Source organism: Pseudonocardia xishanensis (genome assembly GCF_039541715.1).
Lineage (GTDB): Bacteria > Actinomycetota > Actinomycetes > Mycobacteriales > Pseudonocardiaceae > Pseudonocardia > Pseudonocardia xishanensis.
Genome location: NZ_BAABGT010000012.1, coordinates 85,763 through 109,317 on the forward strand (window position 1 = coordinate 85,763; position 23,555 = coordinate 109,317).

General features: G+C 73.6%; 22 protein-coding genes. 11 read left to right on the top strand and 11 right to left on the bottom strand.

Annotated features, from left to right (window positions below; translation table 11 throughout):
- The first annotated feature begins 142 nt into the window (after positions 1 to 142).
- The 9 genes from uvrC to ABD993_RS03195 all read left to right on the top strand — a co-directional run bounded on the left by uvrC (position 143) and on the right by ABD993_RS03195 (position 8,902).
- The gene (uvrC, locus tag ABD993_RS03155; RefSeq protein ID WP_345412444.1) at positions 143 to 2,113 is read left to right on the top strand and encodes an excinuclease ABC subunit UvrC; all 1,971 of its coding nucleotides are present in this window, start codon (positions 143 to 145) and stop codon (positions 2,111 to 2,113) included.
- Entirely contained in the window at positions 2,110 to 2,982 is an 873-nt protein-coding gene (gene rapZ, locus ABD993_RS03160) for an RNase adapter RapZ (protein WP_345412446.1), read from the top strand. Before uvrC ends, rapZ begins: the two co-directional genes overlap by 4 nt.
- Positions 2,983 to 2,992: 10 nt before the next feature.
- Positions 2,993 to 3,949 carry a gluconeogenesis factor YvcK family protein gene (locus tag ABD993_RS03165; RefSeq protein ID WP_345412447.1) on the top strand — a complete coding sequence of 319 codons (957 nt, stop codon included), beginning with the start codon at positions 2,993 to 2,995 and terminating at the stop codon, positions 3,947 to 3,949.
- A gap of 46 nt (positions 3,950 to 3,995) precedes the next feature.
- The gene (gene whiA, locus ABD993_RS03170) at positions 3,996 to 4,979 is read left to right on the top strand and encodes a DNA-binding protein WhiA (protein WP_345412449.1); all 984 of its coding nucleotides are present in this window, start codon (positions 3,996 to 3,998) and stop codon (positions 4,977 to 4,979) included.
- A gap of 102 nt (positions 4,980 to 5,081) precedes the next feature.
- Entirely contained in the window at positions 5,082 to 6,101 is a 1,020-nt protein-coding gene (gene gap, locus ABD993_RS03175; protein ID WP_345412451.1) for a type I glyceraldehyde-3-phosphate dehydrogenase, read from the top strand.
- A complete protein-coding gene (locus ABD993_RS03180) occupies positions 6,098 to 7,279 on the top strand; it encodes a phosphoglycerate kinase (protein WP_345412453.1) in 1,182 nt (393 codons plus the stop codon). Before gap ends, ABD993_RS03180 begins: the two co-directional genes overlap by 4 nt.
- Positions 7,269 to 8,054, top strand: coding sequence for a triose-phosphate isomerase (tpiA, locus tag ABD993_RS03185; protein WP_345412455.1), 786 nt, complete (start codon positions 7,269 to 7,271; stop codon positions 8,052 to 8,054). Before ABD993_RS03180 ends, tpiA begins: the two co-directional genes overlap by 11 nt.
- A 236-nt stretch (positions 8,055 to 8,290) precedes the next feature.
- Positions 8,291 to 8,527 (top strand): preprotein translocase subunit SecG, encoded by a 237-nt coding sequence (gene secG, locus ABD993_RS03190; protein ID WP_345412457.1) that lies wholly within the window; start codon positions 8,291 to 8,293, stop codon positions 8,525 to 8,527.
- 33 nt (positions 8,528 to 8,560) lie between these two features.
- Complete coding sequence (locus ABD993_RS03195; RefSeq protein WP_345412459.1) at positions 8,561 to 8,902, top strand: RNA polymerase-binding protein RbpA; 342 nt, start codon at positions 8,561 to 8,563, stop codon at positions 8,900 to 8,902.
- 57 nt (positions 8,903 to 8,959) lie between these two features.
- Here ABD993_RS03195 and ABD993_RS03200 read toward each other — a convergent pair whose 3' ends face one another.
- Together ABD993_RS03200 and ABD993_RS03205 are read right to left on the bottom strand one after the other, a co-directional pair.
- Positions 8,960 to 12,100 (bottom strand): bifunctional cytochrome P450/NADPH--P450 reductase, encoded by a 3,141-nt coding sequence (locus ABD993_RS03200; RefSeq protein ID WP_345412460.1) that lies wholly within the window; start codon positions 12,098 to 12,100, stop codon positions 8,960 to 8,962.
- A complete protein-coding gene (locus ABD993_RS03205) occupies positions 12,097 to 12,780 on the bottom strand; it encodes a hypothetical protein (RefSeq protein WP_345412462.1) in 684 nt (227 codons plus the stop codon). The genes ABD993_RS03200 and ABD993_RS03205 overlap by 4 nt, the downstream gene beginning before the upstream one ends.
- 236 nt (positions 12,781 to 13,016) lie before the next feature.
- Here ABD993_RS03205 and ABD993_RS03210 point away from each other — a divergent pair, with 236 nt between their 5' ends.
- Positions 13,017 to 14,129 (top strand): lysylphosphatidylglycerol synthase transmembrane domain-containing protein, encoded by a 1,113-nt coding sequence (locus tag ABD993_RS03210; protein ID WP_345412463.1) that lies wholly within the window; start codon positions 13,017 to 13,019, stop codon positions 14,127 to 14,129.
- Positions 14,130 to 14,202: 73 nt separating this feature from the next.
- Here the strand turns inward: ABD993_RS03210 and ABD993_RS03215 are convergent, their stop codons facing one another.
- From ABD993_RS03215 to ABD993_RS03225, 3 genes are all read right to left on the bottom strand, one after another.
- Positions 14,203 to 14,625 (bottom strand): rhodanese-like domain-containing protein, encoded by a 423-nt coding sequence (locus tag ABD993_RS03215; protein ID WP_345412465.1) that lies wholly within the window; start codon positions 14,623 to 14,625, stop codon positions 14,203 to 14,205.
- A 90-nt stretch (positions 14,626 to 14,715) separates the two neighbouring features.
- Positions 14,716 to 15,897: a formate-dependent phosphoribosylglycinamide formyltransferase gene (purT, locus tag ABD993_RS03220; protein ID WP_345412467.1), complete on the bottom strand. Its 1,182-nt coding sequence runs from the start codon at positions 15,895 to 15,897 to the stop codon at positions 14,716 to 14,718.
- An 18-nt stretch (positions 15,898 to 15,915) separates the two neighbouring features.
- Complete coding sequence (locus tag ABD993_RS03225; RefSeq protein ID WP_345412468.1) at positions 15,916 to 16,389, bottom strand: VOC family protein; 474 nt, start codon at positions 16,387 to 16,389, stop codon at positions 15,916 to 15,918.
- Between the two features lie 68 nt (positions 16,390 to 16,457).
- Between ABD993_RS03225 and ABD993_RS03230 the strand changes: the two genes are divergently transcribed.
- Entirely contained in the window at positions 16,458 to 16,952 is a 495-nt protein-coding gene (locus ABD993_RS03230) for an Lrp/AsnC family transcriptional regulator (protein WP_425568883.1), read from the top strand.
- A 32-nt stretch (positions 16,953 to 16,984) separates the two neighbouring features.
- Here the strand turns inward: ABD993_RS03230 and ABD993_RS03235 are convergent, their stop codons facing one another.
- The 6 genes from ABD993_RS03235 to tal are packed head-to-tail and all read right to left on the bottom strand — an operon-like array spanning position 16,985 to position 23,549.
- On the bottom strand, positions 16,985 to 17,365 hold the full coding sequence (locus ABD993_RS03235; protein ID WP_345412470.1) for a hypothetical protein: 381 nt from the start codon (positions 17,363 to 17,365) through the stop codon (positions 16,985 to 16,987).
- Positions 17,365 to 18,138, bottom strand: a complete 774-nt coding sequence (pgl, locus tag ABD993_RS03240; RefSeq protein WP_345412472.1) for a 6-phosphogluconolactonase — start codon at positions 18,136 to 18,138, stop codon at positions 17,365 to 17,367. Before pgl ends, ABD993_RS03235 begins: the two co-directional genes overlap by 1 nt.
- Positions 18,135 to 19,079, bottom strand: a complete 945-nt coding sequence (gene opcA, locus ABD993_RS03245) for a glucose-6-phosphate dehydrogenase assembly protein OpcA (protein WP_345412474.1) — start codon at positions 19,077 to 19,079, stop codon at positions 18,135 to 18,137. The genes pgl and opcA overlap by 4 nt, the downstream gene beginning before the upstream one ends.
- Before the next feature lie 43 nt (positions 19,080 to 19,122).
- Positions 19,123 to 20,685: a glucose-6-phosphate dehydrogenase gene (gene zwf, locus ABD993_RS03250; RefSeq protein WP_345412476.1), complete on the bottom strand. Its 1,563-nt coding sequence runs from the start codon at positions 20,683 to 20,685 to the stop codon at positions 19,123 to 19,125.
- Positions 20,686 to 20,718: 33 nt separating this feature from the next.
- Positions 20,719 to 22,422 (bottom strand): hypothetical protein, encoded by a 1,704-nt coding sequence (locus tag ABD993_RS03255; protein ID WP_345412478.1) that lies wholly within the window; start codon positions 22,420 to 22,422, stop codon positions 20,719 to 20,721.
- 11 nt (positions 22,423 to 22,433) lie between these two features.
- Positions 22,434 to 23,549, bottom strand: coding sequence for a transaldolase (gene tal, locus ABD993_RS03260; protein WP_345412479.1), 1,116 nt, complete (start codon positions 23,547 to 23,549; stop codon positions 22,434 to 22,436).
- Between the last annotated feature and the right edge of the window lie 6 nt (positions 23,550 to 23,555).

Sequence of the window (23,555 nt, forward strand, 5' to 3'; positions counted from 1 at the left end):
ACAGAATCCGTGCGCTCCACAGACCGTAGCGAGCCCGCGACGCAGGGCGACCGACGCCCCCGGGATACACCCCGGCCGCGCGGGCCGGGAGGGACGGGGGCGACGCGGAGTGTCGGTGCCCGGAACTACGCTGGGAGCCGCCATGCCCGACCCCGCCACCTACCGCCCGGCCCCGGGGACCATCCCCGAGGCCCCTGGCGTGTACCGCTTCTCCGACCCACAGGGTCGGGTGATCTACGTCGGCAAGGCCAAGAGCCTCCGGCAGCGGCTGAACTCCTACTTCGCCGACCTCTCGGGCCTGCACCCGCGTACCCGACAGATGGTGACCACGGCCGCGCACGTGCAGTGGACCGTCGTCGGCACCGAGGTCGAGGCGCTCCAGCTCGAGTACAACTGGATCAAGGAGTTCGACCCGCGGTTCAACGTCCGGTACCGGGACGACAAGACCTACCCCGTGCTCGCCGTCACGATGAACGAGGAGTTCCCGCGGCTGCACGTCTACCGGGGGCCGCGCCGCCGGGGGGTCCGGTACTTCGGCCCGTACGCCCACGCCTGGGCGATCCGCGAGACGCTGGACCTGCTGCTGCGCGTGTTCCCGGCGCGGACCTGCAGCGCGGGGGTGTTCAAGCGGCACGGCCAGATCGGCAGGCCCTGCCTGCTCGGCTACATCGACAAGTGCTCGGCGCCGTGCGTCGGGCGGGTGAGCGCCGAGGAGCACCGCGGGATCGTCGAGGACTTCGCCGAGTTCCTCTCCGGCCGCACGGACCGCATGGTCCGCGAGATGGAGCGCCGGATGCAGACGGCGTCCGAGGAGCTGGAGTTCGAGAAGGCCGCCCGGCTGCGGGACGACATCGGCGCCCTCAAGCGGGCCATGGAGCGCCAGGCCGTGGTGTTGGGGGACGGGACCGACGCGGACGTCGTCGCGTTCGCCCAGGACGAGCTGGAGGCCGCGGTCCAGGTCTTCCACGTGCGCGGCGGCCGGGTCCGCGGGCAGCGCGGCTGGGTGATCGACAAGACGGACGAGACACCGGACACCCCGGCGCTGGTCGAGCGGTTCGTCGTGCAGTTCTACGGCGAGCAGGCCGCGCTGGCCGAGCAGGCGGACGACGCCTCCCAGCCGGTGCCGAAGGAGATCCTGGTCCCCGAGCTGCCCCCGGAGTCCGCGGCGCTGCAGCAGTGGCTGACCACGCTGCGCGGCTCGCGGGTGAGCCTGCGGGTGCCCCAGCGCGGGGACAAGCGGGCGCTCGCGGAGACCGTGGAGCGGAACGCCGCGGAGGCGTTCACCCAGCACAAGCTCCGCCGGGCGGGAGACCTCACCGCGCGCAGCGCGGCGCTGCAGGAGCTGCAGGAGGCGCTGGGGCTGGACCAGGCGCCCCTGCGCATCGAGTGCATCGACGTGTCGCACGTGCAGGGCACGAACGTCGTCGCGTCGCTGGTGGTGTTCGAGGACGGGGTGGCGAAGAAGTCGGACTACCGGCGCTTCGAGGTGCGCGACGGCGCCGAGGGCGGGGACGTCGCGTCGATCGCCGAGGTGGTGCGGCGGCGGTTCCGGCGCTACATCGCCGAGAACGAGCCGGCGCCGAGCGACGAGATCGCCCCCGAGCCGGACTTCCCGGGCAAGGTGCGGACGGGGATCGACCCGACCACCGGCCGTCCCAAGAAGTTCGCCTACGCGCCCAACCTGCTCGTGGTGGACGGCGGGCAGCCGCAGGTCGAGGCGGCCGCGGACGTGCTGGCCGAGCTGGGCGTCCAGGACGTCGCGCTGTGCGGGCTGGCCAAGCGGCTGGAGGAGGTCTGGCTGCCCGGCGATCCGGATCCGGTCATCCTGTCCCGCACCAGCGAGGCGCTCTACCTGTTGCAGCGGGCGCGGGACGAGGCGCACCGCTTCGCCATCACCTATCACCGCCAGCGTCGTTCCAAGGGCATGGTCGCCTCCGAGCTGGACGGCGTGCCGGGTCTCGGTCCGGCACGGCGGCAGGCGCTGCTCAAGCACTTCGGGTCGATGCGGAAGCTCAAGGCGGCGGACGTGGACGAGATCGCGGGGCTGCCCGGGTTCGGGCGGCGGACGGCCGAGGCGGTCATGACCGCGCTGCATCCCGAGGGCGCGGCATGAGCGACGCCGGCATCGAGGTCGCGCTGGTCAGCGGGCTGTCCGGGGCGGGGCGCAGCACCGCGGCGAAGGTCCTGGAGGACCTGGGCTGGTTCGTGGTGGACAACCTCCCGCCCGAGCTCATCGCCACGATGGTCGACCTGGGCGCCCGCGCCAGCGGCGAGGTCACCCGCATCGCGGTCGTGATGGACGTGCGCAGCCGCGCCTTCACCCGCGACCTCGGCGCGGTCATCCGGGATCTGGACGCCCGCGGCTACAAGCCCCGGCTGCTGTTCCTGGAGGCGTCCGACGCCGTGCTGGTCCGCCGGTTCGAGCAGAACCGGCGCTCGCACCCGCTGCAGGGGGACGGGCGCCTCGCGGACGGGATCACCGCCGAGCGGGAGCTGCTGCGCCCACTGCGCGAGAACGCGGACCTCGTCCTGGACACCTCCACGTTGTCGGTGCACCAGCTGCGGGCGCGGATCGAGCAGGGCTTCGAGACCGGCGTCCCGGAGCCCACCCGGGTGCACTTCCTGTCGTTCGGTTACAAGTACGGCCTCCCGCTCGACTCCGACCTCGTGGTGGACATGCGGTTCCTGCCGAACCCGCACTGGATCCCGGAGCTGCGCGAGCACACCGGCCGCGAGCCCGCGGTCCGCGACTACGTGCTCTCGCAGGAGGGCGCGGAGGACTTCGTGGAGAAGTACCTGGACCTGTTGTCGCTGGTCGGCGCCGGGTACCGGCGCGAGGGCAAGCGGTACCTGACGGTGGCCGTGGGCTGCACCGGCGGCAAGCACCGCAGCGTCGCGGTCAGCGAGGAGCTGGCGCGGCGGCTGGCCGGAGCGGAGGGGGTCGCGGTGAGCGTCACGCACCGCGACCTCGGTCGAGAATGAGCGGCCGGGAGTGAGGGCCGTCGCGCTCGGAGGCGGTCACGGCCTCGCCGCGACGCTCGCCGCGCTGCGGCTGATGCCCGAGATCGCCCACGTCACCGCCGTCGTCACGGTGGCGGACGACGGTGGCTCGTCGGGCCGGATCCGGCGCGAGCTGGGCGGGCTCCTGCCGCCGGGGGACCTGCGGATGGCGCTGTCCGCCCTCGCGGACGAGCGGCGCTGGGCCGAGCTCGTCCAGCACCGCTTCGGCGGGACGGGGGCGCTGGCCGGGCACGCCGTGGGCAACCTGATGCTCGCCGGGCTGATGGAGACCCTCGCCGACCCGGTGGCCGCGCTGGACGTGATGAGCGGGCTGCTCGGCGTCCGCGGCCGGGTGCTGCCGATGAGCAGGGTGCCGCTGGACATCGAGGCGGAGGTCAGCGGTCTGGACGAGTCCGCGCCCGCCCGCAGGCACCGCATCCGCGGCCAGGTCGCGGTCGCCTCGACACCCGGCCGGGTCGAGCGGGTGTGGCTGCAGCCCGAGGAGCCGCCCGCGTGCGAGCAGGCGCTGGAGGCCATCCGCGCGGCGGACGTGGTGCTGCTCGGGCCGGGATCGTGGTTCACCAGCGTCCTGCCGCACCTGCTGATCCCGGCGGTGCGCACGGCGCTGCAGGAGACGGCGGCGCGCCGCGTCGTCGTGCTGAACCTGGCGCCCGAGCCGGGGGAGACCCCGGACTTCTCCCCTGAGCAGCATCTGGCGGTGCTGGCGGCGCACGCTCCCGATCTCCGTTTCGACGTCGTGCTCGCCGACGGGGCCGCGGTACCGGTACCCCATCGGCTGCGCCGAGAGGCACGGGCGATGATGGAGGCGGGCGGACGGGTGCACCTGGCCCCGGTCGCGGCGGCGGACCCGCTCGTGCCGAGGCACGAGCCCGCGGCGCTGGCGGTGGCGTTGCGGGAGGTTCTCGCGGTGGCGGGGAGCGACCGGTGAGCGGTCGGGCGGGCACGGAGAGCGAACCGAGGGGGAGGCGCAGGGCATGGCGATGACCGCGGCGGTGAAGGACGAGCTGAGCAGGCTCAGCGTGACCAAGCCGTCGTGTCGGCGGGCCGAGGTCGCGTCGCTGCTGCGCTTCGCGGGCGGCCTGCACATCGTGGCGGGCCGGGTCGTGATCGAGGCCGAGGTGGACACCGGCTCGGTCGCGCGACGGCTGCGCAAGGACATCCACGACCTCTACGGCCACCAGGTCGAGGCGCACGTCATCACCGCGGGCGGGCTGCGCCGGGGCAACCGGTACGTGCTGCGCGTGGTGCGAGACGGCGAGGGCCTGGCCCGCCAGACCGGCCTGCTGGACCAGCGCGGCCGCCCGGTGCGGGGGCTGCCGCCCGCGGTCGTCTCCGGGGACCTGGAGGACGCCGAGGCGGCCTGGCGCGGCGCGTTCCTGGCGCACGGCTCGCTCACCGAGCCCGGCCGCAGCTCCGCCCTGGAGGTGACCTGCCCGGGGCCCGAGGCCGCGTTGGCGCTCGTCGGCTCCGCCCGTCGGCTGGGGGTCACCGCCAAGGCGCGCGAGGTGCGCGGGGCGGACCGCGTCGTCGTCCGGGACGGGGACGCGATCGGCGTCCTGCTGACCCGGATGGGTGCGCACGAGTGCGTGCTGGCCTGGGAGGAGCGGCGGATGCGCCGCGAGGTCCGGGCCACCGCGAACCGGCTCGCCAACTTCGACGACGCGAACCTGCGCCGCTCGGCCCGGGCCGCGGTCGCCGCGGCCGCCCGGGTCGCGCGGGCCCTGGAGATCCTGGGCGAGGACGTCCCGGACCACCTGCTGGCCGCGGGTAGGCTCCGCGCGGAGCACACCCAGGCGTCGCTGGAGGAGCTCGGCCAGCTCGCCGACCCGCCGATGACGAAGGACGCGGTCGCGGGCCGCATCCGCAGGCTGCTGCACATGGCGGACAAGCGCGCCGCCGACCTGGGGATCCCGGACACCGAGTCCGCCGTCACCGCGGAGATGCTCGAGGAGGCGTAGGCCGACCCTCGGCGCCGGGCGTGAAGCGCAGGTCACGCGCACCGGCCGTGCCCTGCCTATAGGGTTGGGCCCGTTCGAGAGCAACGACCAGTGGAGGTACGTGTGACCGTCCGGGTAGGCGTCAACGGCTTCGGCCGCATCGGCCGCAACTTCTGGCGGGCGGTGGACGCCCAGCGCGCCGCAGGCACCACCGACATCGAGATCGTCGCGGTCAACGACCTCACCGACAACGCGACCCTCGCGCACCTGCTCAAGTACGACTCGATCCTGGGCAGGCTCCCGTACTCGGTGGAGCTCAAGGGTGACGACGAGATCCTGGTCGACGGCAAGCCGATCAAGGCGCTGTCCTTCCGCGACCCCGCCGAGCTGCCCTGGAAGGACCTCGGCGTGGACGTCGTGGTCGAGTCCACCGGCTTCTTCACCAAGCGCGAGGGCGCCTCGAAGCACCTCGAGGCGGGCGCGAAGAAGGTCGTGATCTCGGCGCCTGCCAGCGGCGAGGACCTCACCATCGTCAAGGGCGTGAACGACGGCGAGTACGACGGGTCGCAGTCGATCATCTCGAACGCGTCCTGCACCACCAACTGCCTCGCGCCGCTGGCCAAGGTGCTGGACGACCTGCTGGGGATCGAGAAGGGTCTGATGACCACGATCCACGCGTACACGCAGGACCAGAACCTGCAGGACGGTCCGCACTCGGACCTGCGCCGCGCCCGCGCCGCCGCGCTGAACATCGTCCCCACCTCGACGGGGGCCGCGAAGGCCATCTCGCTGGTGCTGCCGCACCTCAAGGGCAAGCTGGACGGGTACGCGCTGCGCGTGCCGATCCCCACGGGCTCGGCCACCGACCTCACGGTCGAGGTGCGCAAGGAGGCCTCCGCCGCGGAGATCAACGCCGCGTACAAGGCGGCCGCCGAGAGCGGCCCGCTCCAGGGCATCCTCAAGTACACCGAGGACCCGATCGTGAGCTCGGACATCGTCACCGACCCGCACTCCACGATCTTCGACGCCGGCCTGACCAAGGTCATCGGCAACCAGGTCAAGGTCGTCGGCTGGTACGACAACGAGTGGGGCTACTCCAACCGCCTCGCGGACATCACCGCGCTGGTGGCGTCGAAGCTGTGAGGACGGTCTCCGACCTGGTCGACGAGGGGGTGGCCGGGCGCGTCGTGCTGGTGCGCTCGGACCTCAACGTCCCCCTCGACGGCGGGACCATCACCGACGACGGGCGCATCCGCGCGTCGGTCCCCACGATCTCCGAGCTGTCCGGGGCGATGGCGAAGGTCGTCGTCACGGCACACCTCGGCCGCCCGAAGTCGCCCGCGGACACGCAGTTCTCGCTGGCTCCGGTCGCCGCGCGGCTCGGTGAGCTGCTCGGCGCGCCGGTGAAGCTGGTGCCGCTGGACGGGCCGCTGCCGAACCTGCACGACGGGGACGTGGTGCTGCTGGAGAACATCCGGTTCGACCCCCGCGAGACCTCCAAGAACGCGGACGAGCGGGCCGAGCTCGCGGACCACCTGATCCAGCTGACGGGCGCGGACGCGTTCGTGAGCGACGGCTTCGGCGTGGTGCACCGCAAGCAGGCCTCGGTGTACGACGTGGCCGAGGACCTCCCGGCCTACGCGGGCGGGCTCGTCCTGTCCGAGGTCGAGGTGCTCAAGAAGCTCACCGGGACACCGGAGCGGCCGTACGCCGTCGTGCTGGGCGGCTCGAAGGTCTCGGACAAGCTCGCCGTGATCGAGGCGCTGCTGCCGAAGGTGGACTCGCTGCTGGTCGGCGGCGGGATGTGCTTCACCTTCCTGGCCGCGCAGGGCTACGGCGTCGGCTCGTCGCTGCTCGAGTCCGACCAGATCGACAACGCCCGCACGCTCCTGGAGTCCGGCAGGATCGTGCTGCCCACGGACGTCGTCGTCGCGGACGCCTTCTCGGCGGACGCGAACACGAAGACCGTGCCGGTCGACGCGATCGAGGACGGCTGGATGGGCCTGGACATCGGCCCCGACTCCGTCGCCGCGTTCGCGGCGGTGCTCTCCGAGGCCAGGACGGTGTTCTGGAACGGGCCGATGGGCGTGTTCGAGCTGGCGCCGTTCGCGGAGGGGACGCGGGGCGTCGCCCAGGCGATCGTGAACGGTACGGCCTCGGGCGCCTTCTCGGTGGTCGGCGGCGGGGACTCCGCCGCGGCCGTGCGGGCCCTGGGCCTGCCCGAGGACGGGTTCTCGCACATCTCCACCGGCGGCGGGGCCTCCCTGGAGTACCTGGAGGGCAAGTCGCTGCCCGGAGTGGCGGTGCTCGATGCCTCGTAAGCCGCTGATCGCGGGCAACTGGAAGATGAACCTCAACCACCTCGAGGCCATCGGCCTGGTGCAGAAGGTCGCCTTCGCGCTGCCCGGCAAGTACTACGACCACGTGGACGTCGCGGTGATCCCGCCGTTCACGGACATCCGCAGCGTCCAGACCCTGATCGACGGGGACAAGCTCAAGCTCGTCCACGGCGCGCAGGACCTCTCGCCGCACGACTCCGGCGCGTACACCGGCGACATCTCCGGGTCGATGCTCGCGAAGCTCGGCTGCACCTACGTGGTGGTCGGGCACTCGGAGCGTCGGGAGATCCACGGCGAGGACGACCAGACCGTCAACGCCAAGGTGCACGCCGCGCTCCGGCACGGGATCGCACCGATCCTGTGCGTCGGCGAGGGGTTGGACGTCCGCGAGTCGGGCGCCCAGGTCTCGCACTGCACCGCGCAGCTGGTCGCGGCGCTGGAGAAGGTCACGCCCGAGCAGATCGGGTCCGTGGTCGTCGCCTACGAGCCCGTGTGGGCGATCGGGACCGGCAAGGTCGCCAGCCCCGCGGACGCCCAGGAGGTCTGCCACGCCCTGCGCGAGCAGGTCCGCGAGCTCTACGGCTCCGCGGTCGCGGACGGCCTCCGGATCCTCTACGGCGGCTCGGTGAAGGCCAAGAACGTCGGCGAGATCGTCGCGGAGTCGGACGTGGACGGTGCCCTGGTGGGCGGTGCGTCGCTGGACGGGGACGAGTTCTCCCAGCTCTGCGCCATCGCCGCGGGCGGCCCGCTGCCGTAGGCCCCTTTCTTCGGCACGAACGGCACTCTTGTGCGGACCTACCGCACGAGAGTGCCGTTCGTGCGTTTCGGGGGTGGGGAACCGGCGGGCCGCGTCGCACGTTGGTCGGGCGGGTCGTAACGGCGTGCGGTGTCATGACGACCCACCGGTACGACCCCTGCGGAGGGCGTCGGCGCGCAGCGGCTAGTCTGGTCTCTCCTGCTGAGCGTCGTGCCCACGCGGCTTGAGAGGGTGGAATGGTCCTCGCACTCCAGATCGTGCTGATCGTCTCCAGCGTCCTGCTGGTGCTGCTGATCCTGCTGCACCGCGGTCGCGGTGGTGGCCTGTCGAGCCTGTTCGGCGGCGGGGTGCAGTCCAGCCTCTCGGGGTCGTCCGTCGCGGAGAAGAACCTGGACCGGTTGACGCTGTTCACGGCGGCCATCTGGGTCGTCGCGATCATCGGCACCGGCCTGCTGGTGAAGGTCGGGGTCTGACCCACCCCCTGAGCAAGGAGACCACCTATGGCGATGTCCGGCGGTAACGCGATCCGGGGCACCCGGGTCGGGGCGGGCCCGATGGGCGAGTCCGAGCGGGGCGAGACCGCGCCGCGCGAGCGCATCCCGTACTTCTGTGCGAACGGCCACGAGACCCGGCCGTCCTTCGCGGCCGAGGCCGAGATCCCGGAGTTCTGGGACTGCCCGCGCTGCGGTCTGCCCGCGGGCCGCGAGCAGGCGGCACCCCCCGCCGCGCCGCGCAACGAGCCGTACAAGACGCACCTCGCGTACGTGAAGGAGCGCCGCAGCGACGAGGACGGCGCCGCCATTCTCGACGAGGCCCTGGCCCGGCTCCGCGCCAACCGCGAGCTCTAGACCCACTCCCCGGCGGCGCCGCGACCCACCGGTCGCGGCGCCGTCGTGCGTTCCGGGTCAGCCGCCCCAGATGTCCTCCAGGAACCGGTCCGCGCTCCGCAGCCCGCTCAGCCAGGCCCGCGCGTCCGCCTCGCCCGTCCCGGTCCTGGCGCGGAAGACCTCCTGCAGCGCCGACCGGACCGCGGGTGCCATGGTCGCGGCGTTGCCGCACACGAAGACCACGGCGTCTCGCTGCAGCAGCTCCCAGACGGTGTCGGCGCGGTCCCGCAGCGCGTCCTGCACGTAGCGGCGGTCGCCCACCCGGGAGTACGCGTACTCCACGTCCACGATGTCCGACCAGGCCGCCAGCTCGTCGCCGTAGAGCAGGTCCTCCGGCCCGCGGCAGCCGACGAGCAGCAGCGACCGCGCGACCGGACCCTGCTGGGCCGCGCGGTCCTGGAGGAACCCGCGGAAGGGGGCGAGGCCGGTGCCCGCCCCGATCATGATCATCGGGACCTGCGGGTCCGCGGGCGGGCGGAACGGTATCGACGGCTCCCGCACGAACACGAACGCGGTGCCCTCCTCCGGCAGCCCGGCGAGGTGCCCCGAGCACACGCCGGTGAAGGTCCCCGACCCCGACCGCGCAGGCCCCCGCAGGACACCCGCGGTCAGGGTGGCGACCCCCGCCTCCACCAGCGGGGACGACGAGATCGAGTAGTACCGCGGGCGCAGCGGCGGCAGCCGGTCGAGGAACTCGGCGAAGGGCAGCGTGCACTCCGGGAACTCCTCGAGCAGGTCGAGCAGCGAGCGGTTCGGCGCCACGATGTCCGACGCGTGGTCCAGCGCCTCCAGCTCGGCCCGGCGGTCCTCGGGCAGGTGTCGGGCCATCGCCTCGACGTCCGCCCGGGTCGCGGTGTCCTGCAGCTCCACACAGCTGCCGAGCACCCCGAGCAGCGGTGCGGGCTCGTCGATCGGGAGATGGGTGAACCCGCTGCCCGTGGGGATGATGGTCAGGTACTGCCCGGCGTCCAGCCCGAAGCGGGCGATCACCCGTCGGATCCGGTCGATCCCGTTCCGCGGCAGCACGCCCAGGTGGTCGCCGGCCCGGTAGCCCACGCCCTCGGGCAGCGCGACCTCGACGTGCCGGGTCGACCGCTCGGCGGGCTTGCCGTTCCCGTCCGGCAGCAGCTCGCGGTTCACCCGGACCCGGGCGGCCCGGGCGCGGTAGGACAGGATCACCGGGTTCGCGGTCTGGCGGTTGGTGAGCGTCACCGCGAGGCGTGGGCCGGTGTCGAGCTCGCCGCCCACCTCGGCGGGCAGGTCGAGCGCCTCGGCGAAGGCGGCCCAGAGGCGCGCGTGCCATTCGCGGTAGGCGGCGTCGGCGTCGCCGCGGGCGTCGGCCTCGCCCCGCGGGTGCACCCGGCGGCCGCCGCAGGCCGCCAGCCGCGCGTCGAGCAGCTGGGGGACGGCCTGGTAGGTGCTCGCCCACTCGGTGCTGCCGCAGCCGAAGACCGTGAACGCGGTGTCGGTGTGCACGTCCCCGGAGATCCACCGGCAGAACGCGGCGGCGTTGTCCGGCGGCGTCCCGTTGTAGGAGGAGCTGACGACGATCGTGGCGGCGGGGAGGTCGTTTCCGTCGTCGGGCACGTGGTCGTCGAGCGCACCGAGGGTCACGGCGAAGCCGCGGTCCGTCGCCTCGGCGGCCAGGGTGGTGGCCAGCGCCTCCGCCGTGCCCAGGTTGGAGCCGAACAGGACGGCGAGGGGCGTCCCGTGCCGGGCGACCGTCGGGGCCGCGGCGGCCTGTGGGCGGGCGGCGTCGACGGTCGGCTCGGCGCGCCGCAGCGTCCGCGCGCGCGGGCGCACTCGGATGTGGAAGTCGTCCGGCTTGACGGTCAGGGTCATCGTCGTGTGCAGCCGGTAGTCCCGGTGGTCGACCAGCTCGAACCGCTGCAGCACCATGGCCAGCACGATCACGGCCTCCTGCAGGGCGAACTGCCGCCCGATACAGGCCCGCGCGCCGGTGCCGAAGGGCTTGTAGGCGTGGGGCGGCAGCGCGGCCACCCGCTCGGCGCTCATGTGCTCGGGATCGAAGCGGTCGGCGTCCGGGCCCCAGGCGGCGGGATCGCGGTGCAGCGCCGGGATGAGCACGCTGGCCTGGGTCCCCGCCGGGACGTCGTAGCCGCCGAGGGTGGTGTCCACCAGGGCGTGCCGGGTGAAGGCGGGGGCGGTGGGCCAGAGCCGCAGCGCCTCGTCCAGGACCTGCCGGACGTAGGTCAGCCGCAGGACCTGGTCGAAGGTCGGTTCGGCGTCGTCGCCCAGCACGGCGTCGACCTCCGCGCGCGCCCGCTCCATCGCGGCCGGGTCCTTGAGCAGGTAGTAGATCGCGAACGAGAGCAGGCCCGAGGTCGTCTCGTGGCCCGCGATCAGGAACGTGATGCACTGCGATCGGATGTTGTCGTCGGGGAGGCTGCGGCCCTCGCGGTCGGTGCCGGTGAGCATCCGGCCGAGCAGGTCGGTGGTGTCGGCGTCGGCGCCCTCGGACAGCGCGGCGCGGCGTTCCGCGATCAGGCCGTCGACCAGCCCGTTCATGAACGCCAGGTCCTCCTCGGCCTGCCGCTGCGCCCGGATCCGCAGCCGGGTCGCGATCCGCGGCTGCCGCGCGCGGGTCTGCGCCTCGTTCAGCACGCGCACCATCGCGTCGACGAACGGGTGCGGGGTCTCCCGGTAGAAGGAGTTGAAGCGGTAGCCGAAACCGCAGAGCGCGATCGTGTCGAGCGTCAGCCGGGTCATGTCCGCGGGGACGTCGACCTCCTCGCCGGGGTTGACCCGCGACCACTTGTCGGTGAGCTGGTTCGCCACGTCGATCATCTTCGGCTGGTAGTCGCGCATGGACGGCAGGCTGAACGGTGACAGGAGGATCTGGTGCGCCCGCGCCCACAGCGGGTCGGTGGTCTCCGCGGTGAACAGGCCCGCCCCCGCGCCCACGTTGGACAGGCCGCCGCCCACGTGCTTGTCCCACAGATCGTCGTCGCACACCTGCGCGACCAGCTCGGCGCTGGACACCACGAGCCGGGTGCCCTGGGGCAGCGTGAGCCTGAAGAGGGGGCCGTACTGCTCGGCGAGCCGCATGAGCCCGCCGATGGGGTCGTGCGCGTCGATGTCGGTGATGTTGCCGAGCAGCGGGAGCCCGCGGGGCCCGGGTACCTGGTCGAGACTCATGGGGACACCCCTGACGGCGGGCGGACCAGCAGCAGGAGGCTCACCAGGAGCACCCAGGCCGGGAACACCAGCAGGATCGACGGATGGAAGGTGGTGCTGAGCAGCAGGAACGCCGCGGCCAGGTAGCCGAGCGCGGCCAGCGGCCCGCTCATCAGCCGGGCCCGTCGGGCGAGCCCGATCGTCGCGATCATGTACATCCCCGCGGCGCGGACGCCGAACACGAACACCAGCGAGTAGCCGAGGGAGGCGAGCGCGCGGGCGACGTCCGGGCCGGGCGCCGGGGCGTCGGAGAACCTCCCCAGCAGCGCGACGGCGCCGACCGCCGCGGCGCCGCCGAAGAGCATCGCGACGAACAGCACCCCGGACGCGAGCTGCAGCCACAGCGGCAGGGCGCTCGGGGCCTCGGGGGACAGGGTCTGCACGAGCGTCCGCGTGGCGATCATGTGCCAGAGGCAGGCGATCCCGGCGAACGGCACGAGGTAGAGCCCGACCGTGACCAGCAGACCCTGGTTCCCGGACGCGTAGAACGCCGCGTAGGCCGCGTCCGGGTCGGCCAGCCCGGGCCCCTTCCGGACCAGCACCAGCGCGACGACGAGCAGCGCCGCGAACACGATCCCGGACAGGCCTGCCGCCCGCGCGTGGCCCACGGTGGCGCGGTCGGGCAGGACGGATGTCGTCATGGTCGCTCCCGCGACGGAACCGCAGATGCGGCACGGGCGGCGGTGCCCGGGCCTGCGCGGACCCGTCCGACGGCCGTTCGTAGACCCGGCCGCAGTGGACGGTCAACGGTGCGCCCGGGTTTTTGGGCCGCCCGGACCTGCGTACGTAGCTCCGGGCGGCCCCGTGTGAGACGGGGATCGCGATTCACCGTCGGTGACCGCGGCTAACCTGGACACGGACCGAGGGGAGGGTCGGCATGGTCGCTTCGACCAGGGCGCGTTCCGCCCTGTCGTGGCCGCTGCGCCACGTGTCCTCGATCCTGCACTGGGTCCTGGTGCTCGCCGCCCTCGGCTACATCTCGTGGCAGCTGCCGGACATGATCGCCGCGGTCCGCAAGGCCGGGGACCCGCTCAGCCGGATGGACCTGGGCTGGGTGGCGACGGCGGTCGTGCTGGCGATCACGGCCCTGGTGCTCTACGGCGAGATGCACCGGGTGCTCCTGGTGCTCGGCGGCACCCCCGTGCGGGGAACCACCGTGCAGGCGATCACCTTCGCCGAGAACGCGATCTCGAACACGGTCCCCGTCGTCGGCGGGGCCGGGGCGCTCGCCTACTCGATCGCGCGGCTGCGCAGCCGGGGGGTGGACGCGGCGCTGGCCTCCTGGTCGGTGTTCCTGCCCGGGGCCCTGTCCACGGTGGTGCTGCTCATCGGCGGGGTGCTCGTGATCGGGGCCGTCGGGTGGACGCCGATGTGGTTCGCCGTCGTCGCCGCCGCGGCGATCGCGGTGGGCACGATGGGCTTCTGGGCGGTGCTCACGCACCGGTCGGTGCTGCACAGGCTGCTGCTGGGCACCGTGCACCTCTGGCGGCGGGTCCCGGGCCTGTGCCGGGCCTGCCGCGGCGGGTGGGCGGAGGACCCGGACGGCACCGCGGACGGGCTGGCGGGCAGGCTCGGCCTCCTGCACCCGTCGACCTGGCAGTGGGCCGGGCTGGTCGGGGCGGCCGTGCTCAGCTGGCTGGCGGACTACCTCGCGCTGCACGCCGTCGCCGCCGCGATGGACCTACCGGTGGCCTGGACCACGCTCGCGCTCGGCTTCCTCGCCGTGCAGCTGTCCATCGCGCTGCAGGTGCTACCGGGCGGCGCGGGGCTCGCGGAGACCGGGCTGCTCGGGGTACTGCTCGCCGCGGGGGCGCCGCCCGCCCCCGCCGCGGCCACGGTGCTGGTCTACCGGCTGATCACCTGGCTCGGGCTGTCGGTGATCGGGTGGATCGTCTACGCCTCGCACATCCACCTCACCCCGCCGCACCTGCACCGCCACCGCCGGGAGGAGTCGGAGATCCCCCCGGGCGCGGTGCCGAGCGCGGGCTGATCCCGACGATCCCCGCTCCGGGAGCGGCGCGGTCGCGAGTCGACCCCTCCGCTCCCGGCGGGTGGATCACTGCTCAGCAGCCGCAGGGGGCCGTCAGGGGGTCCGGCTCCTGCTCGCGGAGTCCGTCCGCGGTGGCGACGGCGAAGCCCTCCCGGACCCAGTACTCGATCCCACCGAGCATCTCCTTGACCCCGAACCCGGCTCGGGCGAGCGCGAGTGCCCCCCGGGTGGCGCCGTCGCAGCCCGGGCCCCAGCAGTACGTCACGACGGGGACCGCCGGGTCGAGGTCGCCGGGCACCGCGGCCGTCGGCAGGTGGACCGCGCCGGGGACGTGTCCCTGGTCCCACGCCGCCCGGCTGCGGGTGTCGACGAGGACGAAGCCGGGCGCGCCGGTGGCGAGCGCGGCGTGCACGTCGGCGACGTCGGTGTGGAAGGCGAGCCGGGCGGCGAAGTAGGCCGCGGCCTCGGCGGGGGGTGCGGGCGGGGTGATCGTCATGTCCGGGACGCTACGAACGCGACGCCCGGAGCGGAAGAGACCTTCCACGGCGCGCAGCGCAGTGGGCCGTGGAATCCACGGTGGGATCCCTCAATCGGTGACGACTTGCACGGCGGCCGCGGCCCGCTTCGCCCGTGCTCGCGCCGTCTCGACATCGTCCGCCACGGCGACCGCGACCCCCATCCGGCGCTTCGTGAAGCTCTCCGGCTTGCCGAACAGACGCAGGTCGGTGCCGGGCACCGCGAGGGCCTCGGCGACGCCCTCGAACGCGACGGCCTTGGCGTCCACCCCGCCGTAGATCACCGCGGAGGCGCCGGGGGAGCGCAGCGAGACGTCCACCGGCAGGCCGAGCACGGCGCGGGCGTGCAGCTCGAACTCCGAGAGCCGCTGGGTGGCCAGGGTGACCAGGCCGGTGTCGTGCGGGCGGGGGCTGACCTCGGAGAACAGCACCTCGTCGCCCCGGACGAACAGCTCCACGCCGAAGATCCCGCGCCCGCCGAGGGCCTCGGTGACCCGCCCGGCGACGTCCCGCGCCGCCGCGGCGGCCGCCTCGGACATGGGCTGCGGCTGCCAGGACTCGACGTAGTCCCCGTCCTGTTGCACGTGCCCGATCGGCGCGCAGAAGTGCGTCCCGTCGGCCGCACGCACCGTGAGCTGGGTGATCTCGTAGTCGAAGTCCACGAAACCCTCGACGATGACCCGGGTCCCGGCGACCCGGCCCCCCGCCAGCGCGTAGTCCCAGGCCTTCTCGACGTCCGCCTCCGTGCGGATCACCGACTGCCCCTTGCCGGAGGACGACATCACCGGCTTGAGCACGCACGGCAGCCCGATCCCGGCGACCGCCGCCCGTACCTCGCCCAGGCTGTCCGCGAAGGCGTACGGCGAGGTGGGCAGGCCCAGCTCCTCGGCCGCGAGCCTGCGGATGCCCTCGCGGTCCATCGTGAGCCGGGTGGCGCGGGCGGTCGGGATCACCGTCGCGGTGCCCTCCTGCTCCACCTGCAGCAGCGCCGCCGTGGCGATCGCCTCGATCTCCGGGATGACGAACTGCGGCTGCTCCTGCTCGATGAGCGCGGTGAGCGCGACGGGGTCCGTCATGTCGATCGCGTGCGCGCGGTGGGCGACCTGGTGGCCCGGCGCGTCCGGGTACCGGTCCACGGCGACGACCTCGACGCCGAGCCGCTGGAACGCGATCACGACCTCCTTGCCCAGCTCACCCGCCCCGAGCAGCATCACGCGGGTGGCGGACGGGCTGAGCGGCGTGCCGATGCGCATGCCGCCCAGCGTAGGAGATCAGCCCTCGTAGGCCTTCCGCAGCGCCTCGATGTCCAGCTTGCCGTGCTGCTGCAGCATCGCGGCGATGGTCCGGCCCGCCTTCTCGGGGTCCGGGTCCCGCATCCAGGCGTCCGCCTCGAGCGGGACGACCTGCCAGGACACCCCGAACCGGTCCTTGAGCCAGCCGCAGGGCTGCTCGGAGCCGCCCTCGACGAGCGCGGCGTAGTACCGGTCGTTCTCCTCGCTCGACTCCACGGGCACCACGAACGAGACCGCTTCGGTGTGGGGGAACTGGGGCCCGCCGTTGAGGCCCGCGAACTCGCGGCCGTCGAGGGTGAACTCGACGTACATGACCTGCCCGGCCTGCCCCGGGGTCCCCTCCGGATAGTGCTGGACGGAGGTGATCTCGGAGTTCGGGAAGACCGAACAGTAGAACTCGGCGGCCTCCTGGGCCTGGCCGTCGAACCACAGGCAGCTCTGGATGCTCTTCATGCCCGGGTAGACGGCGTGCTGCGGCGGTTCTCATCGGTCGTGGCGGATTCCACGGCTAGTCTGCCGCAGTGACCGTGGAATCGTTGGGCGATACGGACTGGCGTCTGCTGGAAGCCCTGCAGCGGGACGGCCGGGCGAGCTACGCGGACCTCGGAAGGCTGGTGGGCCTCTCGCCGAGCGCGGTGACCGAGCGGGTGCGCAGGCTCGAGGAGTCCGGGGTGATCACCGGCTACGGCTGCGAGGTCGACGCCGAGAAGCTCGGCCTGCCGATCATGGCGCTGGTGCGGCTGCGGTACCCCAGCGGCAACTACACGCCCTTCCGCGACCTGCTGGGCACCACGCCGGAGATCATCGAGGCGCACCACGTCACCGGCGAGGACTGCTTCGTGATCACCGTGCGGGCCCGGTCCATGCGGCACCTGGAGGAGGTCACCGGCCGGATCGCGGGCCTCGGCGGCGTGACGACGAGCGTCGTCTACTCCAGCCCGCTGCCCCGACGGTCGGTGGTGGGCAGCGCGGTGCGCTCCAGCGCCGCGGCGGCCGCGACGAGCAGGCGGCGCTGACCGAGATCGCGCTGTGAGCACGAAACGTGCGGCTAGTGTCCTTGATCGCCGGGCAACAGCGCGAGGAGGGCACCCGGTCGCACGGTGCGGGCGCCCAGGGCCTGCAGCAGCCTGCTGAGCTCACGGTCGGCCGTCACCACGGTGACCTCCTCGGGGGAGTCGTGGGCCAGCTCCACCATCGCGGAGTCGCCGTCTCGCGGGGCGAGCAGGACCTCGAGGTCGGAGGGCACCGTCGCGGCGCGAGCCGCACCCTCCAGGACCAGCACGACCCGGTCGGCCAGCCCGGCCAACGCCCCCGACCGCTGAGCCTCGGCCAGCCGCGCGGCCAGCCGGGACGCGGCCCCGGCCCGGTCCCGCCACCAGCCGTCGGGACGGGAACCCACCACGTTGGCCCCGTCGACGACGAGCAGCATCAGCCTCGGTGCACCGACGCAGGCAGCTTCGACGCCGCCGCCCGGTCCAGCAGCCACCGGGTCCGCGTGCGGCCCCGCGCGCCCGCGACCGGGATCGCGACCTCGCCGGCTCCGCCGAGGGCCATCGACACCGCCGCCGCCTTGGCCTCGCCGCCGGTGATGACCCACACCTCCTGCGCCGCGCGGATGGCGGGCAGCGTGAGCGACACCCGGGTGGGCGGGGGCTTGGGGCAGTTGTAGACCGGCACCACGCTGCGCTCGGTCTCGTACACCGCGGGCGACTCCGGGAAGATCGACGCGCAGTGCCCCTCCCCGCCCATGCCGAGCATCAGCACGTCGAACGCGGGCACGTCCCCGTGGTCCTCGGGGCGGGCCTTGCGCGCCAACAGGTCCGCGTACTCCGCCGCCGCCTCGTCCGCGCCGGTCGGCCCGGTGCCGACGTCCGCACCCATGGCGAACACCAGCGACGGGTCGACGTCCACGTGGTCCAGCAGCGCCGCGCGGGCCTGGGTCTCGTTCCGCTCGGGGTCCCCGGCGGGCAGGAAGCGCTCGTCCCCCCAGTAGAACTCGATCCGCGACCAGTCCACCGCCGCGCGGGCGGGGGAGTCCCGGATGTGCTCGAGCAGCGCGATCCCGACCCCGCCGCCGGTCAGCCCGATGCGCGGCACCGAGCCGCCTGCCTGCAGGTCCACGAGCCGGGTCACCAGCCGGGCCGCGGTGGCCGCGGCGAGCACGTCCGAGTCGACGTGGACGGCGATCTCGGGGTCGGTCACACCTTCACCGCCGTCCGGCCGCGCGAGACCAGCTCGACCCCCGCGAGGGCCTCGCCGTAGGTCTCGTCCGGGTCCAGCCTGCGCAGCTCCTCGGCCAGGCAGTCCGGCACCCCGCGCCGGGCGAGCGCGATCAGCCGGTCCGGCTGGCCGGGCTGCGACAGCGTGGCCGTCTTGCCGTCCGGCCGGTTCAGCTCGACGGCCCCGGACGCTCGGGTCAGCCGGATCAGCGACATGCCCTCGCCGCGCGAGGCGGGGGAGCGCTTGACCTTGACCCCCAAGCGCGTGGCGAGCCAGCCCGCCAGCAGGTCCGTCGACGGCGACACCCGCTCGCCCGCGACCACAGCGCCGGTGACCTCGTCGTGCGGGGGGAAGTCCAGTGCGGCCGCCAGCAGCGCGCGCCACTGGGTGAGCCGGGTCCACGTCAGGTCGGTGTCCCCGGCGACGTGGTTCGCCCGGCGCTGCTCGAAGGCCTTCACCGGGTCCCTCGCGGAGAGCGCGTCGGTGATCCGGCGCTGGGCTAGGACGCCGATCGGGTCCTCGGCGGGCACCGCGGGGGCCTCGCCGGGCCACCAGGCGACGACCGGTGCGTCCGGCAGCAGCAGGGGCATGACCATGCCCGCGCCCGCGTCTCCGCCGGCCAGCGGCCCGTAGCCGCGCAGCACGATCACGTCGCTGGCGCCGGCGTCCCCGCCGACGCGGATCTGGGCGTCCATCCGGGCCGCGGCCTTGCGCTGCCCCCGGGCCAGCACGATCACCCGGCAGGGGTGCTCGCGGCTGGCCGTGTTGGCCGCCTCGATCGCGCTCTCGATCCCGGCGCCGTCGTCCGTGACGACGACGAGGGTCAGCACCCGCCCCAGGGCGAGGACACCGCCCGCCTCGCGGAGCTCGACGAGCCTCTTGTTGACCGCCGAGACGGTGCTCGACGGAAGATCGACGATCACGTGGTACTCCTTCGGGACTCGGCCGATGCGGCCGTTCGCACGCTCACGGCCGGCGCCACGTGCGGCCGGTGCGCGCCAGCATCGCGTTCGCCTGGTCGGGCCCCCAGCTCCCCGCGGGGTACGGCGGCGGGCCCTCGGGCAGCTCGTGCCAGTGCTCGATGACCGGGTCGAGGATCTCCCAGGACCGCTCGACCTCCTCGTTGACCGGGAACAGCGAGGGCTCGCCCAGCAGCACGTCCAGGATGAGCCGCTCGTACGCCTCCGGGGACGCCTCGGTGAACGCGGTGCCGTAGCCGAAGTCCATCGTGACGTCCCGGACCTCCATCTGGCTGCCCGGCACCTTGGACCCGAAGCGCATGGTGACGCCCTCGTCCGGCTGCACCCGGATGACCAGTGCGTTCTGCCCGAGCTCCTCGGTCATCGTGGAGTCGAACGGCAGGTGCGGGGCCCGCTTGAAGATCACCGCGATCTCCGTGACGCGGCGGCCCAGCCGCTTGCCGGTGCGCAGGTAGAACGGCACGCCGGACCAGCGCCGGGTGTCGATCTCGCAGGTGATCGCGGCGTAGGTCTCGGTGGTGGAGTTCGGGTCGTAGCCCTCCTCCTCCTTGAGCCCGCGGACGAGCTCCCCGCCCTGCCAGCCGCCGGTGTACTGGCCGCGGGCCGTGGTCTCGTCGAGCGGGTACGCGAGCTTGGTCGCGTTGAGCACCTTGATCTTCTCGGTGCGCAGCTCGTCCGAGGTGAAGGACGTCGGCTCCTCCATCGCCGTGAAGGCCAGCAGCTGCAGCAGGTGGTTCTGGATGACGTCCCGGGCCGCGCCGATGCCGTCGTAGTACCCCGCGCGCCCGCCCAGTCCGATGTCCTCGGCCATGGTGATCTGCACGTGGTCGACGTAGTGGCTGTTCCAGATGGGCTCGAACAGCTGGTTGGCGAAGCGCAGCGCGAGGACGTTCTGCACCGTCTCCTTGCCGAGGTAGTGGTCGATGCGGAACACCGAGTCCTCGGGGAAGACCTCGTTGACGATCGCGTTGAGCTCCTTGGCCGACGCCAGGTCGTGGCCGAAGGGCTTCTCGATCACCACCCGGCGCCACTGGTCGGCGTCCTGGGCCGACAGCCCGGACCGCGCGAGCTGCTTGCAGACGACCGGGAACGCGCTGGGCGGGATCGACAGGTAGAACGCGTGGTTGCCGCCGGTGCCGCGGACCCGGTCCAGGTCGCGGACGGTCTGCTCGAGACGGTCGAACGAGTCGTCGTCGTCGAACGTGCCCTGCACGAACCGGAAGCCCTCGGCGAGCCGGTCCCAGACCTCCTGGCGGAACGGCGTGCGCGCGTGCGCCTTCACCGCCTCGTAGACGACCTCGCCGAAGTCCTGTTCGTCCCAGTCCCGGCGGGCGAAGCCGGTGAGCGCGAAGCCCGGCGGCAGCAGCCCCCGGTTCGCGAGGTCGTAGATCGCGGGCATCAGCTTCTTGCGGGACAGGTCGCCCGTCACACCGAAGATCACCAGGCCGCACGGGCCCGCGATCCGGGGCAGGCGCTTGTCCCGGGCGTCCCGCAGCGGGTTGACCCAGGCCGCCGTGTGCGCCGGGATGCCCTTGGTACCGCTGGTCATCTCCTCAGACTCCCACTCTCGGGTCCATCGTGGTCACTGGTCCTCGCCCGCCGCACCCGGTCGGGGGCGCAGTCCCTGGATCGCGCGGGCCAGCAGGACGAGCCCGGCCACGCGGTCGGTGAGGTGCAGCCGCAGCACGGGGACGCCCCGCGCGGCGACCTCGGCCGCGACGATGCCCGCCTCGGTGAGCGCCAGACTAGCCGGCAGCGGCCCGGGGTCGGGAACGAGATCCTCCGGTGCGTCCCCGGTCAGCACGCACAGCACGCCCGGCCGGGGCTCGGCGGCCCGGAACGGGGCGGTGAGCGCGCGGTCCCGAGGCGCCCAGCCGAAGGTCACGGGCACCTCGGCGCGGCGGGCCAGCTCGCCGCGCAGCACGGCGATCGACGCGTCGTCCGACGGGTCGAGCCACCCGGAGACCGCCAGGTGCCCCCCGTGGGGCACGGCGTCGACGAGCGCCTGCAGCGCCTCCGCCGCCGTCGGCGAGCCGGTGAGCCAGTCCCCGGCGAACACCGTGACGATCCCGTCCGACGAGCGCTCCTCCTGCGGGGCGGCGGGGGGCGGCGCGGGCAGGCCGCCGGGGGCGTCCGCGAAGGGGTCCCCGTCGAGCAGCCGGGCCGCGGCGGCGGCCGCGTACTGCCACAGCAGCAGCTCGGCGCCCAGCGGCCCGCCGGTCGCGACGACCTCGTCCGGGTCGTCGGGGTCCGGCACGGGATCGGTGTAGCCGGACAGCTCGTCGTCCGGCATCCGGCGCGGGGCCGGGGCGGGGCCGAGCAGCTCGGACAGGTCGTCCGGCGCGGCGGTGGGGTCCGCGGCGGTCGCCGGGGCGAGCGTGGGGCCCGCGGGCAGGCCGTCCGGGTCCACGGGATCGAGCAGCACCGGCGTGCCGCCCGCGACGGCGACCAGCGACGCCACCCACTCCGCGAGCCCCGGCGGGCCGAACTCGGGGTCCAGCCGGACCGGCCCGCTCCCGCACGCCACCAGCACCCCGGCGAGCTCCAGCGCGGGGTTCTGCGGGTCGTCCGCGGTCAGCAGCTCGGCGACGGCGCGGGCCTCCGCCAGCACCTCGCCGACGGGGGCACCCGCCAGCCCGGCCGGGACCAGCCCGGGCGCGCCGAGGACGGAGAAGGCCGCGGGCACGTCCCGTTCGGTCGTGACCACCGTCGAGCCCGCCGCCCGCGCCCACTCGTCCAGCGGGGACCCGGCGTCGGTGAGCACGACCGTGCGCTCGGCGGCGCGGCGCGGCCCGATCTCCTCCGCGACGGCGGCGGCGAGCAGCCGGTGCACCGCCGCGATCCACTCGGTGGTCCCCATCGGGTCCACCACGACGAGCACGGTGCCGGACAGGTCCCCGGCCAGCGCGTGCGCGACGACGCCGGGGTCGGGGGAGTCCAGCACCTTCAGCAGCGAGTCCGTGCCCGCGCTCGCGAGCACCTCCGCCCCCAGGGTCCACCGCGCGTCCCCGACGAGGAGCACGCGGGCCGCGCCGTCGACGCGGAAGGCCTCCCGCAGGGCGTCGACCTGCCCGATCAGCGGGCGCGAGGTGCGGGGGAGCGCGGCCCAGCCGAGGCCGTCCGCGGCACCCGAGGTCTCGGGCCCCCAGGCCGACGGGTCGGCGTCGGTGATGCGGGACGCGACGGTGTCCGCGGCCAGCTCGGCCGCGATCCGCCGCGCCTCCGCGGACAGTGAACCGCCGCCGAGCTCCACGACCGGGAGCCCGACGGCGGGCCGTGACGTCACGGGCCGGTCGCCTACTTCTGGGCCGCGTCGAGCTGGCCCTGGACGGACTCCTGCAGCTCCGACCAGGACTTCTCGAACTTCTCGACGCCCTCGTTCTCCAGCGTCAGGAACACGTCCGTCAGGTCGATGCCGACGCCCTCGAGCGCGTCGAACACCTCCTGCGCGGCCGGGCCGGTGCCGGTGACCCTGTCGCCGGAGACCTCGCCGTGGTCCGCGAAGGCGGCCATGGTCTTCTCCGGCATCGTGTTGACGGTGTCGGCGACGACCAGCTCGGTCACGTAGAGCGTGTCCGAGTACTCCGGGTTCTTCACCCCGGTCGACGCCCACAGCGGCCGCTGCGGCTTGGCGCCCTTGGCCTCCAGGGCCTTCCAGCGGTCGCTGGTGAAGACCTTCTGGAACGCGTCGTAGGCCAGCCGGGAGTTCGCGACGCCCGCCTTGCCCTTGAGCGCCTTCGCCTCGTCCGTGCCGATCGCGTCCAGCCGCTTGTCGATCTCGCTGTCCACGCGGGACACGAAGAAGGACGCGACCGAGGTCAGCGAGCCGACCGCGATGCCGTTCGCCGCGGCCTGCTCGACGCCGTCCAGGTAGGCGCCCATGACGGCCTCGTACCGCTCGACCGAGAAGATCAGCGTGACGTTGACCGACACGCCCTCGGCGAGCGCCCGGGTGATCGCGGGCAGGCCCGCCTCGGTGGCCGGGATCTTGACCAGCAGGTTCGGCCGGTCGACGGCCTTCCACAGGTCCAGCGCCTGCGCCACGGTGGCCTCGGTGTCCCGGGCCAGGGTCGGGTCGACCTCCAGGGAGACCCGCCCGTCCACACCCCCGGAGGACTCCCAGACGCCGGAGAACACGTCGCAGGCCTGCTGCACGTCCGCGACGGTGACCTCGCGGATGGTGGCCGCGACGTCCGCGCCGCGGGCGGCGAGCTCACGGACCTGCGCGTCGTACGCGGCGCCGTCCGACAGCGCGCCCGCGAAGATCGTGGGGTTGGTGGTGACGCCGACGACGCTCCACTCGTCGATCAGCTGCTTCAGGTTCCCGGACGTGATGCGCTCGCGGGACAGGTCGTCCAGCCAGATCGACACCCCCGCCGCGGAGAGCGCGGCGAGCCTCTCGTTGACACTCATGACAGC